Below are 25,390 nucleotides of genomic sequence, written 5' to 3' on the forward strand. Positions count from 1 at the left end.
AACAGGCTCAGAATGGCCACGGAATGAGGGTATCAGTTTGAAGCTTTACGAGGCGCTAGCCGATGAACTGGCGGGCTTGATGGCGTCCGGCGTGCTGCGGCCGGGCGAGAAGCTGCCTTCGGTGCGGCAGCAGCAGGAGCGGCGCGGCGTCAGCCCGTCCACCGTGTTCCAGGCTTATTACCAGCTCGAGGCGCGTGGCCTGATCGAGTCGCGTCCGCGCTCGGGGTATTACGTGGCTTCGCGGCGCTTTGCTGCCGCGCCGGAACCGGAGGTGTCGCGGCCTGATGCGGCTTCCACCCTGGTTGACGTCAGTGAGCTGGTGTTCCAGGTGCTGGAGGCCAGCCGGGCGCCGGGCAACGTGCCTTTCGGTTCCGCCTTCCCCAGTCCCTTGCTGTTCCCGCTCGATAAGCTGGGACGCGCGGTCGCTGCCAGCATGCGCCATATCGATCCCTGGAGCACGATTGCCGACCTGTCGCCGGGGAATGCGGAGTTGCGGCGCCAGATCGCTTTGCGCTACCAGCTCGATGGCTTGCAGGTGGCGCCGGACGACATCGTGGTCACCAATGGCGCGCTGGAAGCGCTGAATCTCTGCCTGCAGGCGGTGGCGCGGCCGGGCGACACAGTGCTGGTGGAGTCGCCGAGTTTCTACGCAGCCTTGCAGGCGCTTGAGCGTATCGGCTTGAAAGCGCTTGAGGTGGCGACGCATCCGCGCGAAGGGATCGAACTCGGGGCGCTGGCTGCGGCGCTGGAGCAGCACAGGCCGAGCGCCTGCTGGCTGATGACCAGTTTCCAGAATCCGCTTGGCAGCCTGATGCCGCCGGAGAAGAAGCGGGCCCTGGTCGAATTGCTGGCGGCGCATGACGTGCCCCTGATCGAGGATGACGTGTACGGCGAGCTGTATTTCGGCGCGCAGCGGCCGGCGCTGGCGAAGCGTTTCGACAGCAAGGGACTTGTGATGCATTGCAGCTCGTTTTCAAAATGTCTGGCGCCGGGATTCCGGGTTGGCTGGGCTGCGGCCGGGCGTTTTGCGCGGCAGGTCGAGCGCCTTAAACTGACTACCTCGCTGTCGGCGGCGATGCCTTCGCAGCTGGCGCTGGCGGAATACCTGGGGCAGGGTGGATATGAGCGGCATTTGCGCCAGTTGCGTGGTGCGCTGGCGGGGCAGCAGCAGCAGATGCTGGCGGCGATCGCGTCGCATTTCCCGGCGGGGACGCGGGTGACGCAGCCGCAGGGCGGGTATTTCCTGTGGGTGGCGTTGCCGGAATCAGTGGATGCGCTGGAGCTGCATCGGCTGGCTTTGGCGCACGGGATCAGCATTGCGCCGGGGCCGATGTTCAGCGCGAAGCGGGCGTTTCGCAATTGCATTCGCCTCAACTACGGGCATATTTGGGATGAACGGCAGGCGGCGGCGATTGCGAAGCTTGGGGTGCTGGCGAAAACCGTGAAGCCAGTGTCAGACCCTTGGGCCTGACACTGGCTTCCCGGGTTTGGGTCGCTTGGGCGGCTTGATCGGCGGCAGCACGTTGCCGATGCCGATCCAGTGCCGGTACACGCGCAGCGCCACTTGCGCATCGTCGGCAGCGTACAGGATCTGCTTTTCATTGAGCCGCGGCGTGGCCCAGTTGGTGGTGGAGATCTTCTTGGACTTGGTCAGCGCCTGGCCGAAATACTTGGCGACAGCGCTCTTGGCGCCCAGGTCATTCTTCTGTCCTGGCACGCGCAGCACCACGCCCAGGTCCACCACTTTCAGCGGCTCGATGCCCAGCTTGGCGCGCACGCGCTTGATGTCGTCGGACAGGCCGAAGCCGATCTTCAGCGTCAGGTCCGATTCAAGGATAGCCTTGACCACGGCCAGATGGGGAAAGGCAGCGCCAACCTGGAACAGCCAGGCATGGCGGTCGTCGGCAAACTGGATCAGGTGCGGGCCGTCCGAGCTCTCGCCCTTGACAAAGGTCGGCTTGGATTCGGTATCGAAACCGATAGCATCCGCCGCCAGCAGGGCCGCTTGCGCTGCCTCCGCGTCGGCGGCGGTCTTCACGAGCCTGACGTCGGCCAGCCGGATGCCTTCATAAGGAGGCAGCTCGGGGACCGCTTCTGGCGCGTCGCTCATTACTTCTTGGAGAACTTGGCGGTCAGCGCCTGCAGCTTCTCTGCGCGGCGGCGCTCGGCTTCCTGGGCGGCTGCAGCTTCGCGTTCGGCAGCGCGTTCAGCCTTGCGACGCTCCACTTCTTTCTTGTAGCGTTCAGCCAGGGTTTCCTTGGCGTGCTTGCGGTGTTCGTCGGTGACTTCAGCGCCGGTGCTGCCATCCAGGTTGTAGCGGACGGTGGCTTTTTCCATGGCGCGCAGGTAGCGCTGCGAGGAGGTGTGGATGCCCAGGGCGGCGCGCATCAGCTTGCGGTTAAGCTCCGGCATCGCGGCGATGAGCTGTTTGTCGATGCCGATCGACAGCGGCAGGCTGTCGCGGAACGGGGCATACTGTTGCTGCAATTGCTTGAGCAGGGCGCGTGCGGAATTGGGAGCGGCAGGTGCGGCGGCTTGGCCTTCGGCCGGCTGCTGAGGGGTAGTGCTAGTGTTCATCGACTTCATAGGTTAATCAAGAGCCGCCAGCATACCACGACGCAAGCGCCCGGCGCATTGTGTTTTCGCTCATGATGTGGTTTTGATATCGAATTAATGGGTGCGGTGCGAGCCAAAACCTTGTATAATGACAGACGCACCAAATGCAGGACGGTGCGAATTCAGATTGGTAAAGAGTTTTCGGCCGGGGCCGCGCCGCCCTGTGAAGTCCAGTTCCAGGGCATGTGCCCTCTCTAATCACTGAATCATCGGAATCGAGCCCGGTCATGCGGGCTTTTTCTTTTCCCGATTATCCCTGAAACCGGGCCATCGCGAGCCTTCGATAAGTGCACCTTCGGGTGTGCTGAGAGAGATATTGAATGACGAAACCTAAGACCCTGACGTTGTCCGCCAAGAAGTCCACTGGCTCCTCCACTACCAGCGCTCCGTTGGCTGTGCCAAAGACCAGCCTTTCGTATGTGATCGACAACGCTCAAGAGGAAGCAGGAAAAGTCACCGTAGTCAAGAAATCGCGCCGCCTGGCTGCCGTGCCGCCAGTGGAAGCGCCGGCGGAAGCCGTGGCCGACGAAGCGGTCGTCAAGACCCGCGCCCGCAAGACCGCTGCTGCCAAGCCGGTGTCGCTGGCTGTCGTCGCTGAAGAAGCGCCGGCGGCGCCTGCAAAGCGCGGCCGCAAGCCCAAGGCCGCCGAACCTGCGCCCGTGATCGTGACGAGCGGCCCGGCTGCCGTGACTGAAGTGCGCGACGCAGCCGTGCTGGCATCGATCGACACTTCCGGCTACCTGCTGCCGCAAGTGAAGGTGCCGGGCCGCCGCGGCCGCAAGCCAAGCGAATTCACCCCGGAAAACGATGAAGTGGCGGCATTGAACGCCGTGGAACGCGCCGAACTGAAGGCAGCGTCCAAGGCGCGCGAGCGCAAGGCCAAGGGCATCGACGCCTTCGGCATGGCCGACGGCGCCAACGCGGAGGAGCTGGAAAAGCGCCGCACCCAGTTCAAGAACCTGATCAACCTGGGCAAGGACCGCGGCTACCTGACTTACGCCGAAATCAACGACCACCTGCCGGAAAACATCGTCGATCCGGAAGCGATCGAAGGCATCATCGCGACTTTCAACGACATGGGCATCGCCGTGTACGAGCGCGCGCCGGATGCGGAAGCACTGCTGCTGTCCGATAACGTGCCGACCGCCGCCAGCGACGATGAAGTGGAAGCCGCAGCTGCCACCGCGCTGTCGACCGTCGATTCCGATTTCGGCCGCACCACCGATCCGGTCCGCATGTACATGCGTGAAATGGGCGCCGTGGCGCTGCTGACCCGCGAGGGCGAGATCGAGATCGCCAAGCGTATCGAAGGCGGCTTGCGCGACATGATCCAGGCGATTTCCGCCTGCCCGACCACCATCGACGAGATCCTGCTGCTGGCGGAGAAGATCGCGAAGGACGAGATGAAGGTGGACGACGTGGTGGACGGCTTTGTCGACTTGAACGAAGACGCGCCGGTTCCTGCGCCCGCCAAGGTCGTTGCCGCGGCTGACGAAGACGAGGAAGAGGAAGAGCTGGACGACGAGGAAGAAGACGGCGACGTCAACGGCGGCGCTGCCGGCTACTCGACCGAACAACTGGCGCAGCTGAAGGATGACGCGCTGGCCAAGTTCGCCCTGATCTCGAGCCAGTACGACAAGATGCGCAAGGCCGCCTACGGCAATGCCGCCTACGTGAAAGCGCAGGACATCATCTCCAACGAGCTGCTGGGCATCCGCTTCACCGCGAAAGTGGTGGAAAAGCTGTGCGACACACTGCGCGGCCAGATGGAGCAGGTGCGTTCGATCGAGCGCGCCGTGCTGGAACTGTGCGTGAACCGCTGCGGCATGCCGCGCGCTCACTTCATCAAGGTCTTCCCGGGCAATGAAACCAACCTGGATTGGGTGGACGGCGAAGTGGCGGCAGGGTATCCATACAGCGCGGTGCTGGGCCGTAACGTTCCCGCCATCAAGGAACTGCAGAACAAGATGATCGACCTGCAGGAGCGCGTGGCGCTGCCGCTGGCCGACCTGCGCAAGATCAACAAGCAGATGGCTGCCGGCGAAAAGCGTGCGCGCACCGCCAAGCGCGAAATGACCGTAGCCAACCTGCGCCTGGTGATCTCGATCGCGAAGAAGTACATCAACCGCGGCCTGCAGTTCCTGGACCTGATTCAGGAGGGCAATATCGGCCTGCTGAAGGCGGTCGACAAGTTCGAATACCGCCGCGGCTACAAGTTCTCGACCTACGCTACCTGGTGGATCCGCCAGGCGATCACGCGTTCGATTGCGGACATGGCCCGCACCATCCGCGTGCCGGTGCACATGATCGAGACCATCAACAAGATGAACCGCATCTCGCGCCAGATCATGCAGGAAACCGGTTCCGAGCCGGATATGGCAACCCTGGCGCTGAAGATGGAAATGCCGGAGTCCAAGGTGCGCGAGATCATGAAGATCGCCAAGGAGCCGATTTCCATGGAAACCCCGATGGGCGAGGACGGCGATTCCCAGCTGGGCGACTTCATCGAAGACAACACCACGCTGGCGCCGCTGGACGCCGCGCTGCACGCATCGATGCGCAACGTGATCAAGGAAGTGCTGGATTCCCTGACCCCGCGCGAAGCCAAGGTGCTGCGCATGCGCTACGGTGTCGAGATGTCCAACGACCACACGCTGGAAGAAGTGGGCAAGCAGTTCGACGTGACCCGCGAACGTATCCGCCAGATCGAAGCCAAGGCGATGAGCAAGCTGCGCCAGCCTTCGCGTTCGGACAAGCTGAAAACGTTCCTGACGGAGAAGTAATGAAGACGGAGGCCTCGGCCTCCGTTTTTTTTTGGCCTTGCGCGTCGCCGATTGCCTGAACAACTGCGATTAAGCGAGGATGGGAGCCGCTGCTCCCTCCTCAAGCAAGTTCTATGCGATAGAAAGCATCAGGCGTTTGCCGAAATCAAAGCCTTTGCGGAGGTGTTCGCGGACCTTGAAGCCTGCTATTGCGGCGATAACGGCCAGGAAGCCGAGCGTGAGCCAGTCGACCGGCTTCAGGCCATGGTCGGGGCGGGCCGAATCCACCGCGCCGGACTTCAGCACGTGGCCGGTGTAGCTGGAGCCAATCACCGTGCCGTCTTCCGTGATGTCGCGCGTCAGGTACAGGCTCTCATAACCGGAGCGCACCTGCATCCGGCCGCCCTTGTAGATGAAGGTATGCGGCGCGTCGTGGTCTTTCATGCGCACGGTGCCGACGATGTCGCCGTGGTTGTTGATGCCGTTGGCGAAGCTGGAGCCGTGCGCGATCATCGCGCCCAGGTCGATCATGCGGCCGTTTTCGTACATGAAGGCGTGCCAGCTGCGATCCTCCATTTCGGAGGCGCCGACCACCACGCCGTGGTCGTTGACGCCGGTTGCCACGCTGACGCGGCCGCCCAGCGTCGGCAGCTCGATCATGCCGCTACCCGGCTTGTACAGGAAGGCGCGGCGGTAGCCGTTCGGCAGCTGCGCGGCGCCGACCACATAGCCATTGATGTTGATGCCGGTGGCGTAGCTGTTCTTGCCTCCGAAGGTGCCCAGGTCCAGCATGGCAATGCCGGTATCGACAAAGGCGTGGTAGTTGCCGTCGGCGGTGTCGGCGTAGCCGACGATGTGGCCGGATTCATTGAGTGCGGTGCCGACGCTGCTGCTGCCGCCCAAGGTGCCGAGGTCGCGCATGCCCAGCGACTCCTCGTAGCGGAAGGCATGCCAGGCATTGTTGGCGGTCAGGGCGCCGCCGGTGACCACGCCCTGGTTGTTGATGGCGTTGGCGGTGCTGTCGGTGCCGCCGAGGGTGCCGATCTCGATATGACGGCCTTGCGACATCAGCACTGCGCGGCGGCGGCCGTCTTCGTCCTTGATTTCGCCAACCCATTCGCCTGCTGCGTTAATGCCTGTCATGGTGCTGGACTCTGCTTTTCGTTCCCCCATCGGGCCGGCGGCGTGGGTAGTGGTGAAGGGCAGGGCCAGTGCAATGGCCAGGGCAAGCGTGGCAGGCTTCATAGGCAGTCTCCGGTAAATGGGAATTATTCCGGAGACTATACGGGAATCTTGCGAATAAATATTCGCAAATTGTCACACTTTGCGAACGAACTCCGATTTCAGGCTCATGGCGCCGAAGCCGTCGATCTTGCAGTCGATATCGTGGTCGCTGTCGACCAGGCGGATGTTCTTTACCTTGGTGCCTTGCTTGATCACGCCGCCGGAGCCTTTTGGCTTCAGGTCCTTGATGACAGTGACAGTGTCGCCATCTTGCAGGAGATTGCCGGCGGCATCCTTGTAGACACGTGCGGATTCGCCGGCTGCTTCGGCGGCCTGCATTGGCCACTCGTGGGCGCATTCAGGGCAAACATAGTTATCGCCGTCTTCGTAGGTATACTCGGACTGGCATTTTGGGCAGGCTGGGAAATTGGACATTGGAACTCACATGCAGGAATTGGAAAACCCGATCTGGGCTGCGCTGTATGGCGCACAGCAACATTTTAGCATTCCGGCAGGCGCGGCCCGCCGCTATCCGGCCGAGGTGGCGCCGTTCATGGCGGTGCCCGAGGCCGGCGTGGCCTTGCCTGCGGCCGACCTGGAAGGCGTGGGCGCCGGCTACTACTTCCTCGGCGCCATGCCGGAACTGCCGCGGGGCTGGTCGCTGCAGCCGCTATCGGGCGTGCTGCAAATGGTGTACCAAGGCGGGCCGGTCGCGGCACCGGATGCCGGGGCGATCCGCGTGTTGGCGGCAGACGATCCCGCGATGGTGGAGCTGACCAATCTCGCCTTCCCTGGCTACTTCCGGCCGCGCACCGGCGAAATGGGCAGGTACGCCGGCATCCACGACGATGGCGGCCGGCTGGTGGCGCTCAGCGGCGAGCGCATGGACCTTGGCCACCTGCGCGAAGTGAGCGCCGTCTGCACCCACCCTGAATTCACGGGGCGCGGCTACGCGCGCAAGCTGGTGGAATTCATCATGCACGGCATGCAGCAGCAGGGCGTGCGCCCCATGCTGCACGTGGGAGCGGCCAATGCCCGCGCCCAGGCCTTGTACCGCTCAATGGGATACGTGCCAACCCGCGAGCTGGCGCACGCACGGCTTATTTGCCCGGACTGACGTTGCCGATGCCCTTGGCCGACTTGTTGATGTGTTTCGGGTTGCCGTAATAGGTGAAGTTGCCCATGCCTTCCACAATCAGGTTCAGGGTGTCGCTGGCGTAGAGGCTGATGTCTCCCATGCCGGTGAAGTTCACGTCGGCGCGTTCGGCTTTCAGGTCCTTGAGGTTGGCCTGGCCAACCCCCTGGCCTTTCATGCGCAGCAGCTTGACCTTGCCGCTGGCGTAGAGCGCGCCGGCGCCTTCGAAGCTGATGTCGATCCGTTCGCCGTTGATGTTGGTGACGCGCGATTCGCCGGCGCCCAGCACGCGATAGCTGGTCAGCGCCGGTACGGTGACGGTGATCTTGTCGCCTTCCTTCACGTCGACCGGGGCCTTGTTGGTATTTTCGTAGACGACGCGCAGCACGCCGCCTTCCACGACGATGCTGACCTTGTCGATGTATTCCTTGCGGCCGCTGATCTTGACCGACTGTTCCTTGCCGACGTCAACGTAGACGTTGATCGGGCCTTTGACGTTGATGCCATAGAAATTGTCAAGCTTGCGAGCCTGGTCCGCAGCCTGCGCCGAGGCAGATAGCAGCAGGGCGGAAAAGACGAGGGTTCGATACATTGTAAACAGCTCCTGGGTGAATGGACGCCTACTTCGTTGCCGCGCAAGTTTAACTGGCAATGCACCAGCTTGCACGCGGATTTCCGTGAGGCTTTTCGGGTGAATTAGCCATCTGGCCAGTTGGCGCATGAAGACAGGCTGGTTATTCTGGATCGGACCAGCCTTCAACTGCCGGATACCCCATGACCACGGTCACGCCAGCCGCCGCCGACAATATCGACCAGGAGTTGCTCCTGTTCTTCGCTCGCCAGGGCCGCAGGATGCCTGTGCCGGTATTTGTTGCTGCGCTCATGCTGGCCATGCTGGTGCATGGCCATGTGGCCGATGCGCTGGTGGTAGCCTGGGTCGGCGTGGTTTGTCTGATGCTGGTGGTGCGGCGCATTGCATTGGGACGGCTGCCCGCCATGCATGGCCTGTCCGGCGCGCGACGCTTGCAGATTGCAATTTGCCTGAGCGGCTTGAACGGGCTGGCGCATGCGCTATCGCTGCTGTTTTTCGGCAGCCTGCCAGAGTTGGAGCGGGTCATCCTGACGTTGTTGCTGGTTGGCTTATGCACCGGCGCCATCGCGACCACCGCAGGCTATCGCCCGGTTTTCGTGGCCTACATCCTGCCGATATTCGCGCCGCTGGTGCTGCTGTGGGCTGGCGGGCAGCGCACCGGGCATTCGGGCTGGACCCCTGGCGCGGCAGCCCTGATTCTTGCCGTGCTGGCGACGCTCCTGACCGCCATTGCAGGTGATTCCTATCGCCTGTTCCGCGAATCGTTCGAGATCCGGCTGCAACAGGTGCGCCTGAACCGGGAACTGACGGATGCGCTGGCAAGAGCAGAGCAGGCGAACCAGGCCAAGACGCGCTTCCTGGCTTCGGCCAGCCATGACCTGCGCCAGCCAATCCATACCTTATCGCTGTTCGCCGCTGCCTTGGCGATGCGTCCGCTGGACGAAGCAAGCCGGGAGATCTCCGGCCACATGCAAGCCGCCCTTGGCAGCCTGACCGCCCAGCTCGACGCGCTGCTCGATGTTTCTAAGCTCGACGCCGGCGTGGTACTGGCCAGCGTGGTGCCGGTGCGCCTGCCCGCCCTGTTGCATCGCGTGCACGACGAGTTTGCGCCAATCGCGCAAAGCCGTGGGCTCGCCCTCGGCTTTCACAGCGTTGGCGAGGCAGTAGTCGATACCGACCCGGTCTTGCTGGGGCGTGTGCTCTGCAACCTGGTGGATAACGCCATCAAGTACACGGCGGAAGGCGGTGTGCAGCTTGAGTTGCTGGCGCAGGGCGGCCTGGCTGTCGTGATCGTCGAGGACAGCGGTTGCGGCATTCCGGTCGATGAGCAGGGACGGGTGTTCGAAGAGTTCTATCAACTGGACAATCCGGAACGGGACCGTGCCAATGGCCTCGGCCTCGGCCTGTCGATTGTGGCGCGGCTGGCAAAGCTGCTGGCGCTGCGGCTGGAAATGGTGTCGCGCGAGGGCGTGGGCACCGCATTTTACGTGATACTGCCGCTGGCGCAGGCGGCGCCGGCGCCAGTCACTGCACAGTCGAGTGTGGCCGGTTCGCTCGCCGGGCGCCAGGTGCTGGTGGTCGACGACGAATTGGCAGTGCGCAGCGGAATGCAGGCGCTGCTGGTGGAGCTGGGCGCGCGGGTCAGCCTGGCCGATGGCACGGCGCAGGCCGTCGCGCTGGCCGCGCTGGACCGGCCCGACCTCGCCCTGGTCGATTTCCGCCTGCGTGGGCAGGACAGCGGCCTGCTGGCAGTCCAGTCGCTGCGCGAGCTCTATCCCGGTTTGCCGGTCATCCTGGTCAGTGGCGATACCGCCCCCAACCGGCTGCGCGAAGCGCGCAGTGCCGGCCTGCCTTTGCTGCACAAGCCGGTTCCGCTGGCCGCCTTGCTGGCGGCGGTAGCGCAACTGGAACAGTCACCGAAAGGGGTACATCATGGATACATGCAATAGGGAGCCGGACGCTGGCAGCACGCAGCGCCATCGCAACTGGCTGTCGCACGGCCTGGAGAGCCTGGCCGCGAAGCTGGCGCTGCGCGGCGCGGAGCCAGCGCCGGACTATGATGTCGTTATCGTCGGCAGCGGCTACGGCGGCGCAGTGGCGGCAGCCGGGCTGGCCGGCTGCCGTGGCGAGGAGTCGGGACAGCCGCTCTCGGTCTGCGTGCTGGAACGGGGCAGGGAATACCTGCCGGGCGCCTTCCCCAGCCGGCTGGCAGAATTGCCTGGACACCTGCGCTTCAGCACCCCGGGCGGCCAGGTACGCGGCCAGCGCGAGGGCTTGTTCGATTTGCGCCTGGCTGGCGATGCCAATGTGCTGCTGGCCAATGGCCTGGGCGGCGGTTCGCTGATCAACGCCGGTGTGCTGGAAGAACCTGCGGCCGAGGTGGTGGCGGCGCTGGAACAGGCGGCGCCCGGGCTGGCAACCCATTTCGCCAGCGCGCGCGCCAGGCTGATTGCCGTTGATGGCGGCACCTTGCAAGCGCACGGTATTGCCGCTCCGGCCAAATTGATGGCGCTGGAGCAGCTGGGGCGGCAAGTCAAAGGGGGCAAGCTGCGCCAGGCCCGTATCAGCGTGGCGCTCGAAGCCCGCGACAGCAGCGCACAGGTGCGGCTTGACCGTTGCGTTCAGTGCGGCGACTGCGTTACCGGCTGCAACTTCAACGCCAAGGAATCGCTCGACACCAACTTGCTGGTAGACGCCTGGCGCCATGGCGCCGAACTGTATACCGGCGCCACGGTGCTGCGGTTCGAACACGACCGGGCCGCCGGTTGCTGGCTGCTGCACCTGACGTATACCGACCCCGGCTTGCGCGAACGGCAGCCGCAGCCGCTGGTGCTGAGGGCCGGCAAGCTTATTCTCGCTGCCGGTGCGCTGGGTTCGACCGAGATCCTGTTGCGCTCCCAGACTGCTGACCTGCAGTTTTCCGGTCAGCTGGGATGCGGCTTCTCGAGCAATGGCGACATGATCGCCGCTGTCTACGGGCAGCAAGCCCCGGCGCATCCGACCGATGATGAAAACACGGCTGCGGGCGCGCGCAGGGTTGGCCCTACCATCACCGGCATTGTCGATGTGCCGGCGCAGGATGGGCAGCCGGGCTTCGTGGTCGAAGAGCTGGGAATTCCGGCGCCGCTGCGGCGCGTGCTGGAAGAAGTACTGGCCACCACCCATACCCTCGATGCGCTGGCCTATGCGGACGAGAGTGAACACGGCAACGATGGCAGCCAGGGCGATCCCTGCGCAGTCGATGCCGGGGCGATCGAGCGCAGCAGCATCCTGGCGATCATGGGCGATGATGGGGCCGCCGGCGCGCTGGAGTTGGCCATCGCCGACGATGAGAACGAAGGCAGCTTGCGGGTACGCTGGCCGGGCTTGCGGAACAGCGAACTGTTCCAGGGCCAGATGGCGGCGCTGGCCGCCGCTTGCGCCGGCCTGGCGCCGGACGGACAGGGCGAACCGCCGCGCCTGCTTGCCAACCCGCTCTGGAAGACCCTGCCCGATTCCATGGAATTCCTGCTGTCGGGGCGGCGCGGTCCTCCCTTGACCGTGCATCCTTTAGGCGGCTGCCGGATGGCGCACGACAGCGAGCATGGCGTGGTGGACGATTGCGGCCGCGTGTTCATGCGCCGCAAACGGGGCCAGGAGTCATTTCATCCAGGACTGGTAGTGCTGGACGGTTCCATCGTGCCGCGCGCGCTTGGCATCAACCCGGCGCTGACCATTGCGGCGCTGGCCGAACGGGCGATTGAGGCGCTGCGCAAAGAGTGGAAACTGGCCAGGCCGCCTGAGGCCGGCCTGGTCGGCCTGCCGCAGGAGCGCCCGCGCTTCCAGCTGGCGCCCAGCGCACAGGCGCGCAGCGCAGCGCCCACCATGGTCGACCTGCGCGAACGGCTGTGCGGCCCAAGCTGGCTCGATACCGCAGCCGGTCCGCGCCAGTTTTTTGTCGAACTGACGATCGCTTACGAACGGCAGGACCTGGCGCGGCTGGTCTTGCCGGCGGACGGCGGCGCCGTGCCGCTGCAGCGCCGCATGCTCACCCGGCCTGGGGAAAGCTGGCTCACGCTGTATGACTGGGATGCCTGGCAGGCGTGGAGCCCGAAGCGCGATGACCCCAGCCATCCCAAGCCGCCCATCTTGCTGAAAGCCAGGGTGGAAGGCGAGTTGCGCCTGTTCCATCGCGAGCCGGGCACGGCAGGCGGGCGCCGCTGGGCAGCGCTGCCCGCCTGGTTCCTGAACCGGGGCCTGCGCGACGCCTGCCAGGTATTGTGGCAGACGGTGCGCAGGGGGGAGTGGCGGCACGAACCCGCCCTGTTGTTTGCCAATGGCGGCCGGCGCATCCGGTCGGCCTGGAACCTGGCCTCGCGGGCCGGCGAGGTGCGCCTGCTGGAGTACGTGCTGCAGGTGCGCGAGCTGGTGGTCCCGCCCGCTGAGGCGCTTGCCGGGCTGGAGGTGGAGGGCCAGCCGATCGTTGGCCGCAAACGCCTGACCTATGCGCGTGCCGCCAACCCCTGGCACCAGTTGACCCGGCTGCAGCTCGAGCAGTTTCCCGGCCTGCGCGCCGGCAGCCCGGCCCGGCTCGAACTCGACACCGGCTTCCTGGTATGGAAGCAGCAGCCGCTGCTACGCATCCTCCGCCAGCAGGACCAGGTGTCGGCACTGGCCGATTGCGCCGGACTGGCCGGCTATTTCCTGCGCCTGTTCCTGAGCGTCCACGTGTGGAGCTTCCGCAAGCCGGACGATTCCGCGCCGCGTGCGCCGCGGCGCCTGCCTGGCAAGCTGCCGGGCTGGTTCCGGCCGGCACCCGAGGTGACCGAGCTTGAAGTCGACCGCCTGCCCGACGGCACCCCCGTGGTGGCGCGCCTGACCCGTTACATGGGCCACGTCGACCAGGGGACGCTGCCGCCCGTGCTGCTGATACACGGCTACAGTGCCAGCGGCACCACCTATGCCCATCATTTGCTGCGCCCGGGGCTGGCCAAGTACTTGTGGCAGCGCGGCCGCGATGTATGGGTGGCCGACCTGCGGACTAGCAGTGGTTTGCCCAGCGCGCGCCACCCCTGGACACTGGAAGATGTGGCGCTGGCCGATATTCCGGCCGTGGTGGCGCATGTGGCGCGCAGCAGCGTGCACGGCACGGTTGACGTGTTCGCGCACTGCATCGGGGCGGTAATGACCAGCATGGCGGTGCTGGCGCTGCCCGAGCCTGGCGCGCGTTTCCAGCAAGAGCGGCAGGCGCTGCCGGGAATGATCCGCAGCCTCGTGCTATCACAGCTGGGACCGGTGGTGAAGTTCAGCCGCGACAACCGCCTGCGCGGCTACCTGATGGGCTACCTGCGCCGCATGCTGCCGCTGGACCGCTACGAGTACCGGCTGGAGCGCGAGGCGACCTTGCTTGACGAACTGATTGACCGGCTGCTGGCGACCTTGCCGTATCCGGACGAGGAGTTCCGCATCGAAAACCCGCTCGGGCCGTGGCGCAACGCAAGCTTCGTGCGCACCCGGCATCGCATGGACGCCTTGTATGGGCGAGACTTCAACCTGCCGCAGCTCAGTTCCGCCATCCTCAAGCATATCGACGACTTCTTCGGGCCGCTGAATACCGAGACCCTGGCCCAGACCATCCATATCGCGCGGCTGCAGCGCATCGCCAACCGCGCCGGACGCAATGTCTATGTCGCGCAGGGAACGCTGGCCACGCGCTGGACCTTCCCCACCCTGGCACTGTTCAGCGACCAGAGCGGGGTGTCCGATCATGCGGCAGCCGCCTTGTTGCAGCGCCAGTTGTGCGGCACGCCGGTCCGGCTGACGCCGGTGATCCTGCACGATTTCGGCCACCAGGACTGCCTGATCGGGAAGCGCGCCGCCGGCGAGGTGTTCGGGCGGGTGGCCGCCTTCATGGCGCAGCCGCAATGCGCGGCACCGCTGCCGGCCATGCGGCGCTGGCGCGTGGCGCCCCCGGTTGCAGGCCCCTTGCGCAGCAGCCTTGACGAGGCGGTGCGCTGGAAGATTGGGCTCGGCATCGATCCGCAACAAAATGGCGCGGCCATGATTGCGCTGGTGCCGGTGGTGGAAAGGGGGCAGCGCCTGCAGGCGTCGCACGCGCCGCTGGCGAGCCACATCCAGTTCCGTCCAACCCCGGCCGAATGCGAAGGCTGGCTGCGGCTGGATATACCGCCGCCGCCCGCCGGCGCTACGGGCTGGCTGGTGCTGGTGGTGTACGACCTGGGGGCGCAGGCGCACGCGGATCGCGAGATCTACCACGAGCCCTCGGTGCGCGACATGAAGTTCATCGCCGGCAAGGCTGAGGCGGGACTGACGGCGGACGAGTCGGCACGGGTCCGCATGCAAGCCTTTATCAACCAGCAAGCCGCCGATATCGCCGCCGCAGTCGGCGATGCGCTGCAAGCCGGCTCGGCGATCGCCCACGGCTACCTGCCGCGCCGCCAGCGCGACGACAGGGTCGCACCGGCCCTGTGCATCGCCTTCGGCAGCTGCCAGTACCCGGCTGGCCTGTTGGATCGCTATCCGGCATATGGCTCCTATTTCCGGCTCGGCAGGCTGTTGCGCGAGCATGCCTGGCGGCCTGACTTCCTGCTCTTGCTGGGCGACCAGATCTATAGCGACGCGACGGCCGGCCTGTTCGATCCAACCGCCAGGGACGATCGCTTTGTGCGGCCCTACGAGAAGTTGCTGGGTAATCCGGATGTGCGCCGGGTCCTGCGCCGCCTGCCCGTGCTGGCGATGCTGGACGACCATGAAATTGCCGACAACTGGGAAGGCGCTGCCGGCGACCCGCAGATGCAGGCGGGGCGGGACGCCTTCCGCGGCTATTTGCGGGCCAAGGAGCGCGCTGGCGCGCCAGCGTGGCTGGATTTTGCCGCGCAGCCGCGCGGATTTCCACTGTTTGTCGCCGATACGCGCACCGAACGCGCCCGGCGCAGCGCCGCCGGCATCGCGCAGGACCGCATCATGAGCGAGCGACAGATGCAGTGCCTGCTCGATTGGCTTGACAATGCACCGCCAGAGCGGCCGAAATTCATCGCCAGTCCGTCCATGGTGCTGCCGCGCCGCCTGCTCGCTGCGCGCGACATCAGCGGCCCGCATTGCTTGCGCTCCGATGCCTGGGATGGCTATCCCGCATCCTTGACGCGCCTGTTGGGGCATATCGCCGAGAATGGCATCCAGCACGTGGTGCTGCTGTCGGGCGATGAGCATATCTCCTGCGATGCGCAGGTAACGTTGTCATGTCCTGGACGCGAGCCGGTGCGCCTGCGCTCCATTCATAGCTCCGGCTTCTACGCGCCGTTCCCCTTCGCGAATTCGAGCGAGGCCGACTTTGCGGGCGACGAGGACTTCAGCTTCAAGACGGGCGGCGGGCTGCAGGTCGATTGCCAGGTCCGGACGCGTTTTTACCCGGGCGACGGCTTTGCCCTGCTGCGCGTTGTGGCGGCAAGCGGGGGCGGCTGGCGCACCGAACTGCGCTTCCACCGCGGCGCTGGCGTCAGTGTAGCGAGCGGGTCAGGCCAAGCCGCGCAATCAGGGCAGCCAGTTCGCTCCTTGTCCGAGCCCCAAGCACCCCTCGAGCTCCAGTCAGATGAACCTTGACGGTGGCGATCGCCAGGTCCATGTCGCGGGCAATTTCCTTGTTCGACTTGCCCGCCGCCACCTGGCGCGCCACCTCCAGCTGGCGCGGCGACAGGCCGTGGGAACCCGTGTCGCCAGCTGGCGGAGCCGGGCGGGGAGCCCTGGCGGAGGTTGCCACGACAGCGAGATACTCCATGACCTTGCGCGGAATCACCACCCCGCCAGACATTGCCGCCTTGAGCGAGCCTTTCAATTCTTCTTCGTCCGCTGATTTCATGATCAGTCCGTCCGACGTGATCTTCAGCACGTCCACCGCCAGCTTCATGTCTTCATCGCCGGTGAGCACCACCACGCGCGATGGGGGGCGAAAGGCCGCGCGCGTCCTCTCCAGTGTCTCGATCGGCGTGCAGCCGGGCAGGTGAAGATCGAGCAAGACCAGGTCCACCACAGGGCCGCCGGCAAAGGCCAGGGCGGTGGCGGTGTCGCCAGCTTCCAGCACCTCGTAGCCGCCCTCGGGCATGACCGAGGACAGCGCGCTCATCAGCCCGCGGCGGTACATGGGGTGGTCGTCAACTAGCAGCACACGCATGGCACGGCTCCTTAAGCATCCTGGCCGTTCGGCCTAGTCCCAGTGTCTAGGTTAGCACAGCGCCACCGTGCTGAATACGTTGTTGGTTTAGCCGTCCGGCGAATGGCGCCGGCAGGGCTGCTTTCCTACACTGGACACGTTCCGATAACAACAGTGTCGACGAGGAAGGAGACCCAAATGAATATTCTGATGCAAGGCACAAAGGCCGCTACGGCAGGCGCCATGCTGGCGTTGCTGAACGGCTGTGCGGGATTCCAGCTGTATGACGAAGCGCGCGATAAACAAGGCCAGGCAGTGGTGAAAGCGTGGGGTGAAGTCAAGGCGGAAAACTACTTCGACTCCGTGCGCAAGGTGCGTGCCGCGGATGAAGTGCAGGCGCGCGAGTACCGCAAAGCCAAGCTGATGTTCGAGCGCGACAGCAGTTTCCAGCCCGTGCTTGATCTGCCCTTGGATAAAGGCCTGGCGGCCAATATCGACCACCGCCTGCTTGAGCTGGCCGGCCCCGCAAGCGCGGACTATGCCGTGCTTGACAGGAAAGTGCGCAACATCATGGACGCGATCGGCATCGAGCGGGTGAGCCAGGAGTTCTTCCAGCGCAGCCTGCTGGAGCGCCATTTCGCTGCGGACTGTACCAGCGCGCTGGCGGGCGAGCTGCGTGCCAGGCTGGAGAAGGCGCGCGAATTCGGCCTGTTGCTGGAGGCTGAAGGCTTGCGTGCTTCCTGCCAGCAGGAACAGGAGGCATCCGCCAGGCTGGACCAGGCCCTGGCAGGCACAGGCGGCGAATTGAAGAAGCAACAGGATGCGCTGCAAGCCTTGCGCAAGCAGTTGGTGTTCGAGGCGGGGCAGGCCCGCCAGGCGGAACAGGCGTTCAAGCTGGCCCAGGAAGAATACCGGCTTGCCGCCGAGCGCGCAGCACAATTTGCCGCCCGGCCGCTGCCGGGCGATGAGTTGCAGAAGTCGGCCGCGTCGCTGCACGACGCCATCGCCGTGTTGCAGAAGCTCGAGACCGCTGCCGGCAAGGAAGCGTTGGCCAGGACCAGCCTTAGCACGATCGACGATATCCTCGCCAGCGTCAGCGGCGACAAAGCGCCTGCCGCCGATGACGGCAAGCTCGAAAGCGCCGCCAGGATGTTCCCGGCGCTTGCCAACGACCTGCATCAATTACGCGCAGTGCGTGGCACCAACGTCATGCCTTCTTTGCAGATCGCGAAGGCGATTGCCAGCAGCCGCTCCGACACGGCACACAAGATGCTGGCGCTGCAAGCGCAACGGCTGGAGTACCTGGACCAGGCGCGCCTGGCCGCCTATGGGGAATTTGCATCCCTGCTGGCGGCGCGCGGGGCGCTGCCGGGCTTGAACGGCCCGCAGCGCAAGCTGAGCTTTGCTCAATTGTGGGACAAGTTTCCCGCCCATCGCCACGCGCTCGCGAAATCTGCCATCGACTACCAGACGGCGATCGGCGCGCGCCACCTCGCTACAAGTGATCTGCTCGCGGCCGCTGAAACCGTCAGGAACGAAGGCCCCTTGGTGCGGGCGGAGGGGAACTTCGGCGAATGGAGCAGCCTGATTACACCCACCGTGGACGAAGCAGCGCGTTTCGCTGCCAACGGACAGAAACCGGACCTTGTGCTGAATCTGGTCAAGGCCATTTCCCTGCTATGGATTGGAGTAGAACAATGAATTATCTCGCCATCTTGGGAGCAAGCTTGCTCAGCGCCTGCGCGGCGCCCCCTGCAATCCAGGCCAATATCGACAACGGAAGAAACCTGCTCGCTTCGGTGCGTGAGGAGCTGGCGGCGTTCAACGAACACGAGCAGGCCGCACGGCGCGGCCGGGTGACCAACCTGCGCTCGGATTGGGCGAAATTAACGAGCGACATGCACCAGGCCATGCTGGAGCGGCTGGCAGCACAATCGGCCGGCAATCCCGGGGCGGGGCAGTTGTTCGACCACCTGCGCCAGGCAGCCGACCAGCGTGTCCAGCAAGAGGCCGCCCTGGCCGGCCAGCAAGGCCATTTCCATGAGCGCGCCGATGCGCCGCCCACCGCATCCTTGCAGGCGACGGAGCTGTCCTTGCAGGAGTTGGGTAGCACGGCCCGCAAACCCGACCGGGTCAGCGTGTTGCGCCAGTTCGCCGTGGAACTGGCGCGCACGCAGGGGCCAGCTCCTGCCGCCGCCGAAGGCGTTCCCGCACCGGTTGCCGCCAACGAGGGCGCGGCACCGGTCCTGTCCAAATGAACTTGAATGGAGGTTGCCATGTCCGAAACCCTGATTGAATACCACATCTGGCTGCAATTGCTGATTGATTTGTGCATCGCAATCAAGAAGCGCATGGAGTCCGACGGCCGGCCGGAGCTGCACAGCCGTTTTACCAAAGCCGATGCGGCACGGCGCGAAGTGATGGGGCGCATCGTCGAGGCCGAGACCCAGGGGCTGAGCCTGGCGCCGCCGTCGCCGGCAGTGATCGATGGGACCAAGCGCGTGGCTGATGCCGCACGCGGCAAGAACCTGCAGCTCGAGACGACCTCGGCCCTGATGAAGCTGTCCACCGACCTGCTCAATCTTGTGTCCGTCGGTACCGGCAAGCCCGGGCTGGCCGCGGGTTAGCATCATGGACATGTGGCAAGCGATCGGCAACGTCAGCTCCCCGCTGACGTTCGTTGCCTTCCTGGCTGCCCTGGTATCGCGCATCTACGAAGGCCAGTTGCAGCGCATGGCGGAGGAAGTGCGCAGCAGCAGCGGGGCCCAGCGCGATGTCCTGCTGGGCGCCCTGTCCAACGTCATGCGACGCGCTGATGGCGATCAGGCGATGGCAGCGCTGACGCGCCAGGAAACCCGGCTCAAGCTCGCCTGGTTTAGTTTCCTGATCGTGGCGCTGTGCCTGATCGGCCTGTCGGCATTCGCCTATTGGGGCGAACATCCCGAGCGTACGGTGCGGGAAATGCTGCAGGGAGAGCACAAGGCGGCCGTGATTGCTGCGCTGAAGAGCCAGAAGATCTATCCGATCACCGATGCCGAACTGCCGGATGCGCTGACAACGCTGGTCAGCCTGGATGCCAGGGAAAATGCGCTGGACCGCTATGGCAAGTGGGAGAGCAAGCAGGTCAAGATCATGGCCGTGCCGTCGCTCGCCGAATTGCGCCGCCGGGCGGCCAAGCGCGAAGAACCGTTCGAGCCCATGGGAGAGCAATTCAGGGTCGGCGTGCCGAACATCGGGCCGGAACAGCCGGCGCGCTTCCACGTCTATGTGGGCATGAAGTCGCCCCTGGCCTGGCAGCGCCTCAGCATCACCAATCCCGTTACCGACCGCACGCTGCGGGTGCTGGCCAAACCCGGAATCGAGGAAGACAGCGATGTTGACCTGCACTTGAATTACCTGCAGGTCCGGCAGCTATTCAATGGAAACCTGCCGGCCCGGACCGCATCGGTGTGGGTTGAAGTACTGCAGCCAGGCACCTTGTACGACCCAGCCTGTGAACCGGCCCGCAAGCGGGGGGCGCGCGCTGGCCAATGCGATCCGGACCAAAGGCCCGATTCGAAGCAGTTCCTGCCCAAGGCCGGCGCCCTTTAAAGCAGCCCATACCTACCGGAGGAAGACATGAAAGAAACAGCCAAGTTCAAGCTGACAGTACGCGACCTCGACATCGGCGAGCGGCATGAAGACGTGCCGCGCGTTCAGATGTTCCTGCGCCGTTTTGGCTACCTGAGCGAATCGGCCTCGACGGACGGCACGTTCGACGAAGCGACGCGGCAGGCCGTCAAGCGCTTCCAGGCCTACCACCGCCTGCACGACTCCGGCCTGCTGGACGACCCGACGGTGCACCAGATGGAGCGCCCGCGCTGCGGCAATCCCGATTTGCGTCCGCCAGGGTTGCAGTCGCGCTTCCTGTTAAAAGGATGCAGTTACTGGTCGCGGCGCCGCTCGCTCACCTTCGGGTTTGCCAACGCGACGCCGGACATCGCGGGGGACGGGGAAAGGGAAGCGGTTCGCAGTGCTTTCCGCACCTGGCAGCAGGTGGCGTGGGTGGATTTTGTGGAGGTGCCGATCGAAGCCAACCCAGACCTGCGCATCGAATGGCAGGCCGGCGACCATCGCGATGGCTCGGCCTTTGACGGCGTGGGACGGATATTGGCCCATGCCTTTTACCCGCCGCCTTGCGGCGGGGCGCATGCCGGCAAGTGTCATTTCGACGAGGCCGAAGCCTGGGCGCTGGGGGCCTTGTCCGGCATGATCGACCTGGAAACCGTGGCGTTGCACGAGATCGGGCACCTGCTTGGCCTGGACCACAGCGCCGATCCGTCCAGCGTCATGGCGCCCAGCTACCCTGGCGTCAGCCTGCGCACCCTGCAGCCGGATGATGTCGCCGGCATCGAGGCCCTGTACGGCAAGCGCGGCCCGGCTATGCGGGTGCGCGCGCACGTGGAGGGTTATGGCGACATGCTTGGCGTGGAAAACCAGTTCCTCGGCACGCGCGGGGAGTCGCGCCGGCTTGAAGGGATGCAGCTGGAAATCAGCAGTCCGGTGCCCGGCCTCAGCATCGAATACATGGGCCATGTGGAAGGGTATGGCGACACGCAGTTCCAGTCCGAAGGCAGTTACCTGGGAACGCGCGGCCAGGGGCGCCGGCTGGAAGGAATCGCCATCCGGCTGGCAGGTCCAGCCGCCGGCCAGTACACCGTGCGTTATATGGCACATATCGAAGGGCATGGCGACTCGGCGTTGCACAGCGATGGCCAGTTCCTCGGCACGCGCGGTGAAAGCCGGCGCCTGGAAGGGCTGCTGGTGAGGATCGAAAAACGCTGAGGGAAAGGGGCAGCCGCCGTGCCGGCTGCCCCGCTGCGATCAACTTAGCCTGTGTTGCGCAGGCCGGCGGCGACGCCGTTGATGGACAGGTGGATGCCGCGGTTGACGCGCGGATCGGCCCTGTCCTCTTCATTACCCAGCGCGCGGCGGCGCTTGATCAGCTCCACCTGCAGGTGGTTCAGCGGATCGAGGTAAGGGAAGCGGTTGGTGATGGAACGCGCCAGCAGCGGGTTGCCTGCCAGGCGGTCGCGGGTGCCGGTGATCGACTCCAGGCAGTCGAGGGTCTGGTGGTATTCCTCGGTGATGCGCTTGAAGATGCGTTCACGCAGCTCCTTGTCCGCCACCAGCTCGGCGTAGCGCGAGGCGATTGCCAGGTCGGTCTTGGCCAGCACCATGTCCATGTTCGACAGCAGGGTGGCGAAGAACGGCCAGTGCTGGAACATGTCGCGCAGTTGCGCCTTGCGTTGTTCCTCGTTGCCGGCGGCGATCCAGGCGCCGATGGCGGAGCCGAAACCGTACCAGCCCGGCAGCAGCAGGCGGCACTGGCCCCAGCTGAAGCCCCACGGGATGGCGCGCAAGTCTTCGATGCGGCGCGTCGATTTGCGGGAAGCCGGGCGCGAACCGAGGTTCAGTTCCGCGATTTCCGCAATCGGGGTGGCCGAGAAGAAGTAGTCGGTGAAGCCCGGGGTTTCGTACACCAGGTTGCGGTAAGCCTTGTAGGCCAGCTCGGAGATTTCCGCCATCGCGTTTTCGAATCCGGCCAGGCGCGGGCCGTGGCAGGCGTCGGCCGGCGGCGGCATCAGGCTCGCTTCCAGGGTCGAGCACACCAGCAGCTCCAGGTTGCGGCGGCCGATTTCGGCGTTGGAGAACTTGGAGGCGATGATCTCGCCCTGTTCGGTCAGGCGCAACTGGCCGTTGACGGTGCCTTTGGGCTGCGCCAGGATGGCCTCGTAGCTTGGACCGCCGCCGCGGCCGACAGTGCCGCCGCGGCCATGGAACAGGCGCAGCTTGACGCCGGCCTTGGCGAAGATTTCCACCAGCGCCAGTTCCGCCTTGTACAGCTCCCAGTTGGACGTCATGAAGCCGCCGTCCTTGTTGGAGTCGGAGTAGCCCAGCATGACTTCCTGGATCTGTCCCTGCTTGGCGATCAGCTTTTGCACCATCGGCACGGCCATCAGCGCTTCCATGATGCCGGCGGCGCGCTGCAGGTCGGGGATGGTCTCGAACAGCGGGATCACCATCAGGTCCGAGGTGCGTTCGCCGTCGGCACCCTGGCGCAGCAGGCCGGTCTCCTGCTGCAGCACGAACACTTCCAGCAGGTCGGACACGGTCTCGGTGTGCGAGATGATGTAGTTGCGGATGGCGCGCTTGCCGTAGCGCTGGCGGATGTCGCGCGCGGTGCGCAGGATGGTCAGCTCGGAGCTGGTCTCGTCCGAATACTCGATGTAAGGCGAATACAGCAGGCGTGGTTGCGCTAACTCCGCCAGCAGCAGCTTGACCTTGGCATCCTCATCCAGCGACGGGTAGTCGGCCTGCACGCCGGCCTTGGCGAACAGCTCCGCCAGCACGCGTTCGTGGATGTCGGACGACTGGCGCATGTCCAGCGACGCCAGGTGGAAGCCGAAGATGTCGGCGGCGCGTTTCAGGGTGGTCAGGCGCGGGCGGGCCAGCACGGAACCGTGGTTGGCGTCCAGCGACTCGATCAGCACCTGCAGGTCGGCCGAGAAATCGGCCGGACACGGGTAGGGGGCGGCGTGGCCGACTTCCTTGCGCAGGATATTGGTCGCGCCCAGTGCGCGGGCGGTCGCTGCCAGTCGGGCGTACATGCCGATCAGGGCGCGGCGATAAGGCTCGTCGCTGCGGTGGTCGGACGTGTCGGTGGAGGCATCCGACAGTGCCTGCAGTGCGGGCGAGCAGCCGATCATCAGGGTCGACACCGACAGCTCGGCGCCCAGCGCGTGGGTTTCGTCGAGGTAGAAGTCGAGGATGGTGGTGGCCTGGCGCTCCAGCGCATGCTGCATGGTGCCGGCGTTGACGTTCGGGTTGCCGTCGCGGTCACCGCCGATCCAGCTGCCCATCTGGACGTAGGAACCGTCGATGGCGGCCGGCGCGGCCTGGCCGTAATGCTCGGCGATCTCGGATTCGATGTCGTCGTACAGGGCCGGCAGTTCGCGCAGGAAGGTAATGCGGTAGTAGGACAGGGCGTTGTCGATTTCATCGGCCACGGTCAGCTTGGAGTAGCGCAGCATGCGGGTCTGCCACAGCGTCGCGATACGGGCGCGCAGCATGTGCAGGTTGGCGGTGCGCTCCTTCGGCGTCAGCGGCAGGTCGCGCTGGGCCAGCAGGCGGGCGATATCGTGTTCCGCGTCCAGGATGGACTTGCGCTGCACCTCGGTCGGGTGGGCGGTCAGGACGGGGCTGATCAGGGCTTCCTTGAAGAAGCTGGTGACGGTGTCCAGTTCGACGCCGGATTCTTTCAGCTTGTCGAGAGCAAAGCTGATGCTGCCTTTTTGCGGCGCCGAGCCGGCCAGCAAGTGGGCGCGGCGGCGGCGGATGTGGTGCTGGTCTTCCGCAATATTGGCAAGGTGGGAGAAGTAGGAGAAGGCGCGCACCACCGTGATGGTCTGTTCGCGTGTCAGGATTTTCAGCATGCCGTCCAGTTCCTTGGCGGCGCCGGCGTCGGCTTCACGGCGGAAGCGGACAGCGGTCTGGCGAATGGTTTCTACGACGGCGAATACTTCCTCTCCCTCCTGTTCCCGCAGGACGTCGCCCAACAGGCGGCCCAGCAGGCGGATGTCTTCTTTCAATGGCGCGTCTTTATCGGCGCTCTGGTTTGCTTCGTCTGTTGCACTTACTTGATTTGCCATAGTTAATCAGTCAAAAGATAAGAATGGTCGTGCAATAGGCTTGTGGCCCGCTCTCTGCATAGGGGCGCGCATGCTAGAATTTGTGGTCCCAATCATGCGCAATAAACTGGTGAACGCCGGTTTGGCGCTAGCAACAGCGAAAGAACTGGTCTTGAATACTCCTGAAATGGCCCAACAGCTCCCTTCCAAATTGGTGATCGCTTCGCGCGAGAGCCGCCTTGCCATGTGGCAGGCCGAACACGTCCGCGCTCGCTTGTCTCAATTATATCCGCAGTGCAGCATTGAGATCCTGGGCATGACAACCCGCGGCGACCAGATCCTCGATCGCGCCCTGTCCAAGGTGGGCGGCAAGGGGCTGTTCGTGAAGGAGCTGGAAGTGGCGATGGAAGAAGGCCGTGCCGACCTGGCCGTCCATTCGCTGAAGGATGTGCCGATGGAACTGCCGGAAGGCTTCGCGCTGGCGGCGGTGCTGGAGCGCGAAGATCCGCGCGACGCCTTCGTTTCGAACGACTATTCCTCGCTGGCCGAACTGCCTGCCGGCGCCATTGTCGGCACCAGCAGCCTGCGCCGCCAGGCCCTGATTTCGGCGCGTTACCCGCACCTGGTGATCAAGCCTTTGCGCGGCAACCTGGATACCCGCCTGGGCAAGCTCGATCGCGGCGATTACGCGGCCATCATCCTGGCCGCCGCCGGCCTGAAACGCCTCGGCCTGCCGCAGCGCATCAAATCGCTGCTGGCGCCGGAAGATTCGCTGCCGGCCGCAGGGCAGGGCGCGATGGCAATCGAAATCGCCGAGCGTAACGATGGCCTGGACCTGAAAGCCATCCTGGCGCCGCTGAACGACCTGCCGACCGCGCAGGCCGTGACGGCGGAACGCAAGGTGTCGAAAGTGTTCGGCGGCTCCTGCCAGGTACCGTTGGCAGCCTTCGCCACCGTTGATGGCGGCCAGATGCACCTGCGCGCCATGGTCGCTACGCCGGACGGCACCCGCGTCGCCCGCGCCGAGATCAATGGCGCCGCCGCCGATGCCGAATCGCTTGGCGCCCAGGTTGCGGAACAACTGCGCGCACAGGACGCCGAAGCCATCCTCGCCGTCTGCGCCGCCGAGCAAGCCGACGCCATGAACCCCAACGCCGCCCCATCGGTATAAAAGCGCCGCCCGGATGTCCGCCGATCCCGCGAGCCCAGCAAACCAGGGACAGCCCCTTGCCGGATGGCCGTCCC

General features: G+C 65.0%; 18 protein-coding genes. 11 read left to right on the plus strand and 7 right to left on the minus strand.

The genetic code is table 11. The features are described 5' to 3' along the window. The first annotated feature begins 37 nt into the window (after positions 1 to 37). Positions 38 to 1,471: a PLP-dependent aminotransferase family protein gene (locus tag ACN9M3_RS12380; RefSeq protein ID WP_426322741.1), complete on the plus strand. Its 1,434-nt coding sequence runs from the start codon at positions 38 to 40 to the stop codon at positions 1,469 to 1,471. On the opposite strand, the gene ACN9M3_RS12385 is transcribed toward ACN9M3_RS12380, so the two are convergent. Together ACN9M3_RS12385 and ACN9M3_RS12390 are read right to left on the minus strand one after the other, a co-directional pair. After that, entirely contained in the window at positions 1,454 to 2,110 is a 657-nt protein-coding gene (locus tag ACN9M3_RS12385; protein ID WP_426322743.1) for a 3'-5' exonuclease, read from the minus strand. The two genes, ACN9M3_RS12380 and ACN9M3_RS12385, sit on opposite strands and share 18 nt — an antisense overlap. After that, positions 2,110 to 2,586: a ProQ/FINO family protein gene (locus ACN9M3_RS12390; protein ID WP_426322745.1), complete on the minus strand. Its 477-nt coding sequence runs from the start codon at positions 2,584 to 2,586 to the stop codon at positions 2,110 to 2,112. The genes ACN9M3_RS12385 and ACN9M3_RS12390 overlap by 1 nt, the downstream gene beginning before the upstream one ends. Positions 2,587 to 2,936: 350 nt before the next feature. Here ACN9M3_RS12390 and rpoD point away from each other — a divergent pair, with 350 nt between their 5' ends. Continuing rightward, the gene (rpoD, locus tag ACN9M3_RS12395; protein ID WP_426171103.1) at positions 2,937 to 5,399 is read left to right on the plus strand and encodes an RNA polymerase sigma factor RpoD; all 2,463 of its coding nucleotides are present in this window, start codon (positions 2,937 to 2,939) and stop codon (positions 5,397 to 5,399) included. A 111-nt stretch (positions 5,400 to 5,510) separates the two neighbouring features. On the opposite strand, the gene ACN9M3_RS12400 is transcribed toward rpoD, so the two are convergent. After that, entirely contained in the window at positions 5,511 to 6,623 is a 1,113-nt protein-coding gene (locus ACN9M3_RS12400; RefSeq protein WP_426322747.1) for an HAF repeat-containing protein, read from the minus strand. A gap of 72 nt (positions 6,624 to 6,695) precedes the next feature. After that, positions 6,696 to 7,037, minus strand: coding sequence for a zinc ribbon domain-containing protein YjdM (locus ACN9M3_RS12405; RefSeq protein ID WP_426171107.1), 342 nt, complete (start codon positions 7,035 to 7,037; stop codon positions 6,696 to 6,698). Between the two features lie 10 nt (positions 7,038 to 7,047). On the opposite strand from ACN9M3_RS12405, the gene ACN9M3_RS12410 reads away from it, so the two are divergent. Next, positions 7,048 to 7,719, plus strand: a complete 672-nt coding sequence (locus ACN9M3_RS12410) for a GNAT family N-acetyltransferase (RefSeq protein WP_426322749.1) — start codon at positions 7,048 to 7,050, stop codon at positions 7,717 to 7,719. On the opposite strand, the gene ACN9M3_RS12415 is transcribed toward ACN9M3_RS12410, so the two are convergent. Then, a complete protein-coding gene (locus tag ACN9M3_RS12415; protein WP_426322751.1) occupies positions 7,703 to 8,329 on the minus strand; it encodes a head GIN domain-containing protein in 627 nt (208 codons plus the stop codon). The genes ACN9M3_RS12410 and ACN9M3_RS12415 overlap by 17 nt on opposite strands. 182 nt (positions 8,330 to 8,511) lie before the next feature. Here ACN9M3_RS12415 and ACN9M3_RS12420 point away from each other — a divergent pair, with 182 nt between their 5' ends. Together ACN9M3_RS12420 and ACN9M3_RS12425 are read left to right on the plus strand one after the other, a co-directional pair. Further along, complete coding sequence (locus ACN9M3_RS12420; RefSeq protein ID WP_426322753.1) at positions 8,512 to 10,278, plus strand: hybrid sensor histidine kinase/response regulator; 1,767 nt, start codon at positions 8,512 to 8,514, stop codon at positions 10,276 to 10,278. Continuing rightward, the gene (locus ACN9M3_RS12425) at positions 10,262 to 15,928 is read left to right on the plus strand and encodes an alkaline phosphatase D family protein (RefSeq protein WP_426322755.1); all 5,667 of its coding nucleotides are present in this window, start codon (positions 10,262 to 10,264) and stop codon (positions 15,926 to 15,928) included. Before ACN9M3_RS12420 ends, ACN9M3_RS12425 begins: the two co-directional genes overlap by 17 nt. Here the strand turns inward: ACN9M3_RS12425 and ACN9M3_RS12430 are convergent. Beyond that, on the minus strand, positions 15,825 to 16,496 hold the full coding sequence (locus ACN9M3_RS12430) for a response regulator (RefSeq protein WP_426322757.1): 672 nt from the start codon (positions 16,494 to 16,496) through the stop codon (positions 15,825 to 15,827). The genes ACN9M3_RS12425 and ACN9M3_RS12430 overlap by 104 nt on opposite strands. A gap of 177 nt (positions 16,497 to 16,673) precedes the next feature. Between ACN9M3_RS12430 and ACN9M3_RS12435 the strand changes: the two genes are divergently transcribed. From ACN9M3_RS12435 to ACN9M3_RS12455, 5 genes are read left to right on the plus strand one after another with little or no spacing between them, the layout of a single operon-like run. Continuing rightward, the gene (locus ACN9M3_RS12435) at positions 16,674 to 18,176 is read left to right on the plus strand and encodes a hypothetical protein (RefSeq protein ID WP_426322759.1); all 1,503 of its coding nucleotides are present in this window, start codon (positions 16,674 to 16,676) and stop codon (positions 18,174 to 18,176) included. Continuing rightward, positions 18,173 to 18,733: a hypothetical protein gene (locus ACN9M3_RS12440; RefSeq protein WP_426322761.1), complete on the plus strand. Its 561-nt coding sequence runs from the start codon at positions 18,173 to 18,175 to the stop codon at positions 18,731 to 18,733. The genes ACN9M3_RS12435 and ACN9M3_RS12440 overlap by 4 nt, the downstream gene beginning before the upstream one ends. An 18-nt stretch (positions 18,734 to 18,751) precedes the next feature. After that, positions 18,752 to 19,102, plus strand: coding sequence for a hypothetical protein (locus tag ACN9M3_RS12445; protein ID WP_426322763.1), 351 nt, complete (start codon positions 18,752 to 18,754; stop codon positions 19,100 to 19,102). Positions 19,103 to 19,106: 4 nt separating this feature from the next. Continuing rightward, the gene (locus tag ACN9M3_RS12450) at positions 19,107 to 20,066 is read left to right on the plus strand and encodes a hypothetical protein (protein WP_426322765.1); all 960 of its coding nucleotides are present in this window, start codon (positions 19,107 to 19,109) and stop codon (positions 20,064 to 20,066) included. Positions 20,067 to 20,093: 27 nt separating this feature from the next. Next, on the plus strand, positions 20,094 to 21,299 hold the full coding sequence (locus tag ACN9M3_RS12455) for a matrixin family metalloprotease (RefSeq protein ID WP_426322767.1): 1,206 nt from the start codon (positions 20,094 to 20,096) through the stop codon (positions 21,297 to 21,299). A 44-nt stretch (positions 21,300 to 21,343) separates the two neighbouring features. On the opposite strand, the gene ppc is transcribed toward ACN9M3_RS12455, so the two are convergent. Then, complete coding sequence (ppc, locus tag ACN9M3_RS12460) at positions 21,344 to 24,166, minus strand: phosphoenolpyruvate carboxylase (protein ID WP_426322769.1); 2,823 nt, start codon at positions 24,164 to 24,166, stop codon at positions 21,344 to 21,346. 166 nt (positions 24,167 to 24,332) lie between these two features. Here ppc and hemC point away from each other — a divergent pair, with 166 nt between their 5' ends. After that, complete coding sequence (gene hemC, locus ACN9M3_RS12465; RefSeq protein WP_426172183.1) at positions 24,333 to 25,316, plus strand: hydroxymethylbilane synthase; 984 nt, start codon at positions 24,333 to 24,335, stop codon at positions 25,314 to 25,316. Positions 25,317 to 25,390: the final 74 nt, after the last annotated feature.

It is taken from the genome of Pseudoduganella sp. R-43, assembly GCF_049913255.1.
Classification (GTDB): Bacteria; Pseudomonadota; Gammaproteobacteria; order Burkholderiales; family Burkholderiaceae_D; genus Rugamonas.

What these genes read in the sequence shown, in the direction of transcription:
- ACN9M3_RS12385 (WP_426322743.1), bottom strand. Translation starts at nt 2,110, where the DNA reads ATGAGCGACGCGCCAGAAGCGGTCCCCGAGCTGCCTCCTTATGAAGGC.
- ACN9M3_RS12390 (WP_426322745.1), bottom strand. Translation starts at nt 2,586, where the DNA reads ATGAAGTCGATGAACACTAGCACTACCCCTCAGCAGCCGGCCGAAGGC.
- rpoD (WP_426171103.1), top strand. Translation starts at nt 2,937, where the DNA reads ATGACGAAACCTAAGACCCTGACGTTGTCCGCCAAGAAGTCCACTGGC.
- ACN9M3_RS12400 (WP_426322747.1), bottom strand. Translation starts at nt 6,623, where the DNA reads ATGAAGCCTGCCACGCTTGCCCTGGCCATTGCACTGGCCCTGCCCTTC.
- ACN9M3_RS12405 (WP_426171107.1), bottom strand. Translation starts at nt 7,037, where the DNA reads ATGTCCAATTTCCCAGCCTGCCCAAAATGCCAGTCCGAGTATACCTAC.
- ACN9M3_RS12410 (WP_426322749.1), top strand. Translation starts at nt 7,048, where the DNA reads ATGCAGGAATTGGAAAACCCGATCTGGGCTGCGCTGTATGGCGCACAG.
- ACN9M3_RS12415 (WP_426322751.1), bottom strand. Translation starts at nt 8,329, where the DNA reads ATGTATCGAACCCTCGTCTTTTCCGCCCTGCTGCTATCTGCCTCGGCG.
- ACN9M3_RS12420 (WP_426322753.1), top strand. Translation starts at nt 8,512, where the DNA reads ATGACCACGGTCACGCCAGCCGCCGCCGACAATATCGACCAGGAGTTG.
- ACN9M3_RS12425 (WP_426322755.1), top strand. Translation starts at nt 10,262, where the DNA reads ATGGATACATGCAATAGGGAGCCGGACGCTGGCAGCACGCAGCGCCAT.
- ACN9M3_RS12430 (WP_426322757.1), bottom strand. Translation starts at nt 16,496, where the DNA reads ATGCGTGTGCTGCTAGTTGACGACCACCCCATGTACCGCCGCGGGCTG.
- ACN9M3_RS12435 (WP_426322759.1), top strand. Translation starts at nt 16,674, where the DNA reads ATGAATATTCTGATGCAAGGCACAAAGGCCGCTACGGCAGGCGCCATG.
- ACN9M3_RS12440 (WP_426322761.1), top strand. Translation starts at nt 18,173, where the DNA reads ATGAATTATCTCGCCATCTTGGGAGCAAGCTTGCTCAGCGCCTGCGCG.
- ACN9M3_RS12445 (WP_426322763.1), top strand. Translation starts at nt 18,752, where the DNA reads ATGTCCGAAACCCTGATTGAATACCACATCTGGCTGCAATTGCTGATT.
- ACN9M3_RS12450 (WP_426322765.1), top strand. Translation starts at nt 19,107, where the DNA reads ATGGACATGTGGCAAGCGATCGGCAACGTCAGCTCCCCGCTGACGTTC.
- ACN9M3_RS12455 (WP_426322767.1), top strand. Translation starts at nt 20,094, where the DNA reads ATGAAAGAAACAGCCAAGTTCAAGCTGACAGTACGCGACCTCGACATC.
- ppc (WP_426322769.1), bottom strand. Translation starts at nt 24,166, where the DNA reads ATGGCAAATCAAGTAAGTGCAACAGACGAAGCAAACCAGAGCGCCGAT.
- hemC (WP_426172183.1), top strand. Translation starts at nt 24,333, where the DNA reads ATGGCCCAACAGCTCCCTTCCAAATTGGTGATCGCTTCGCGCGAGAGC.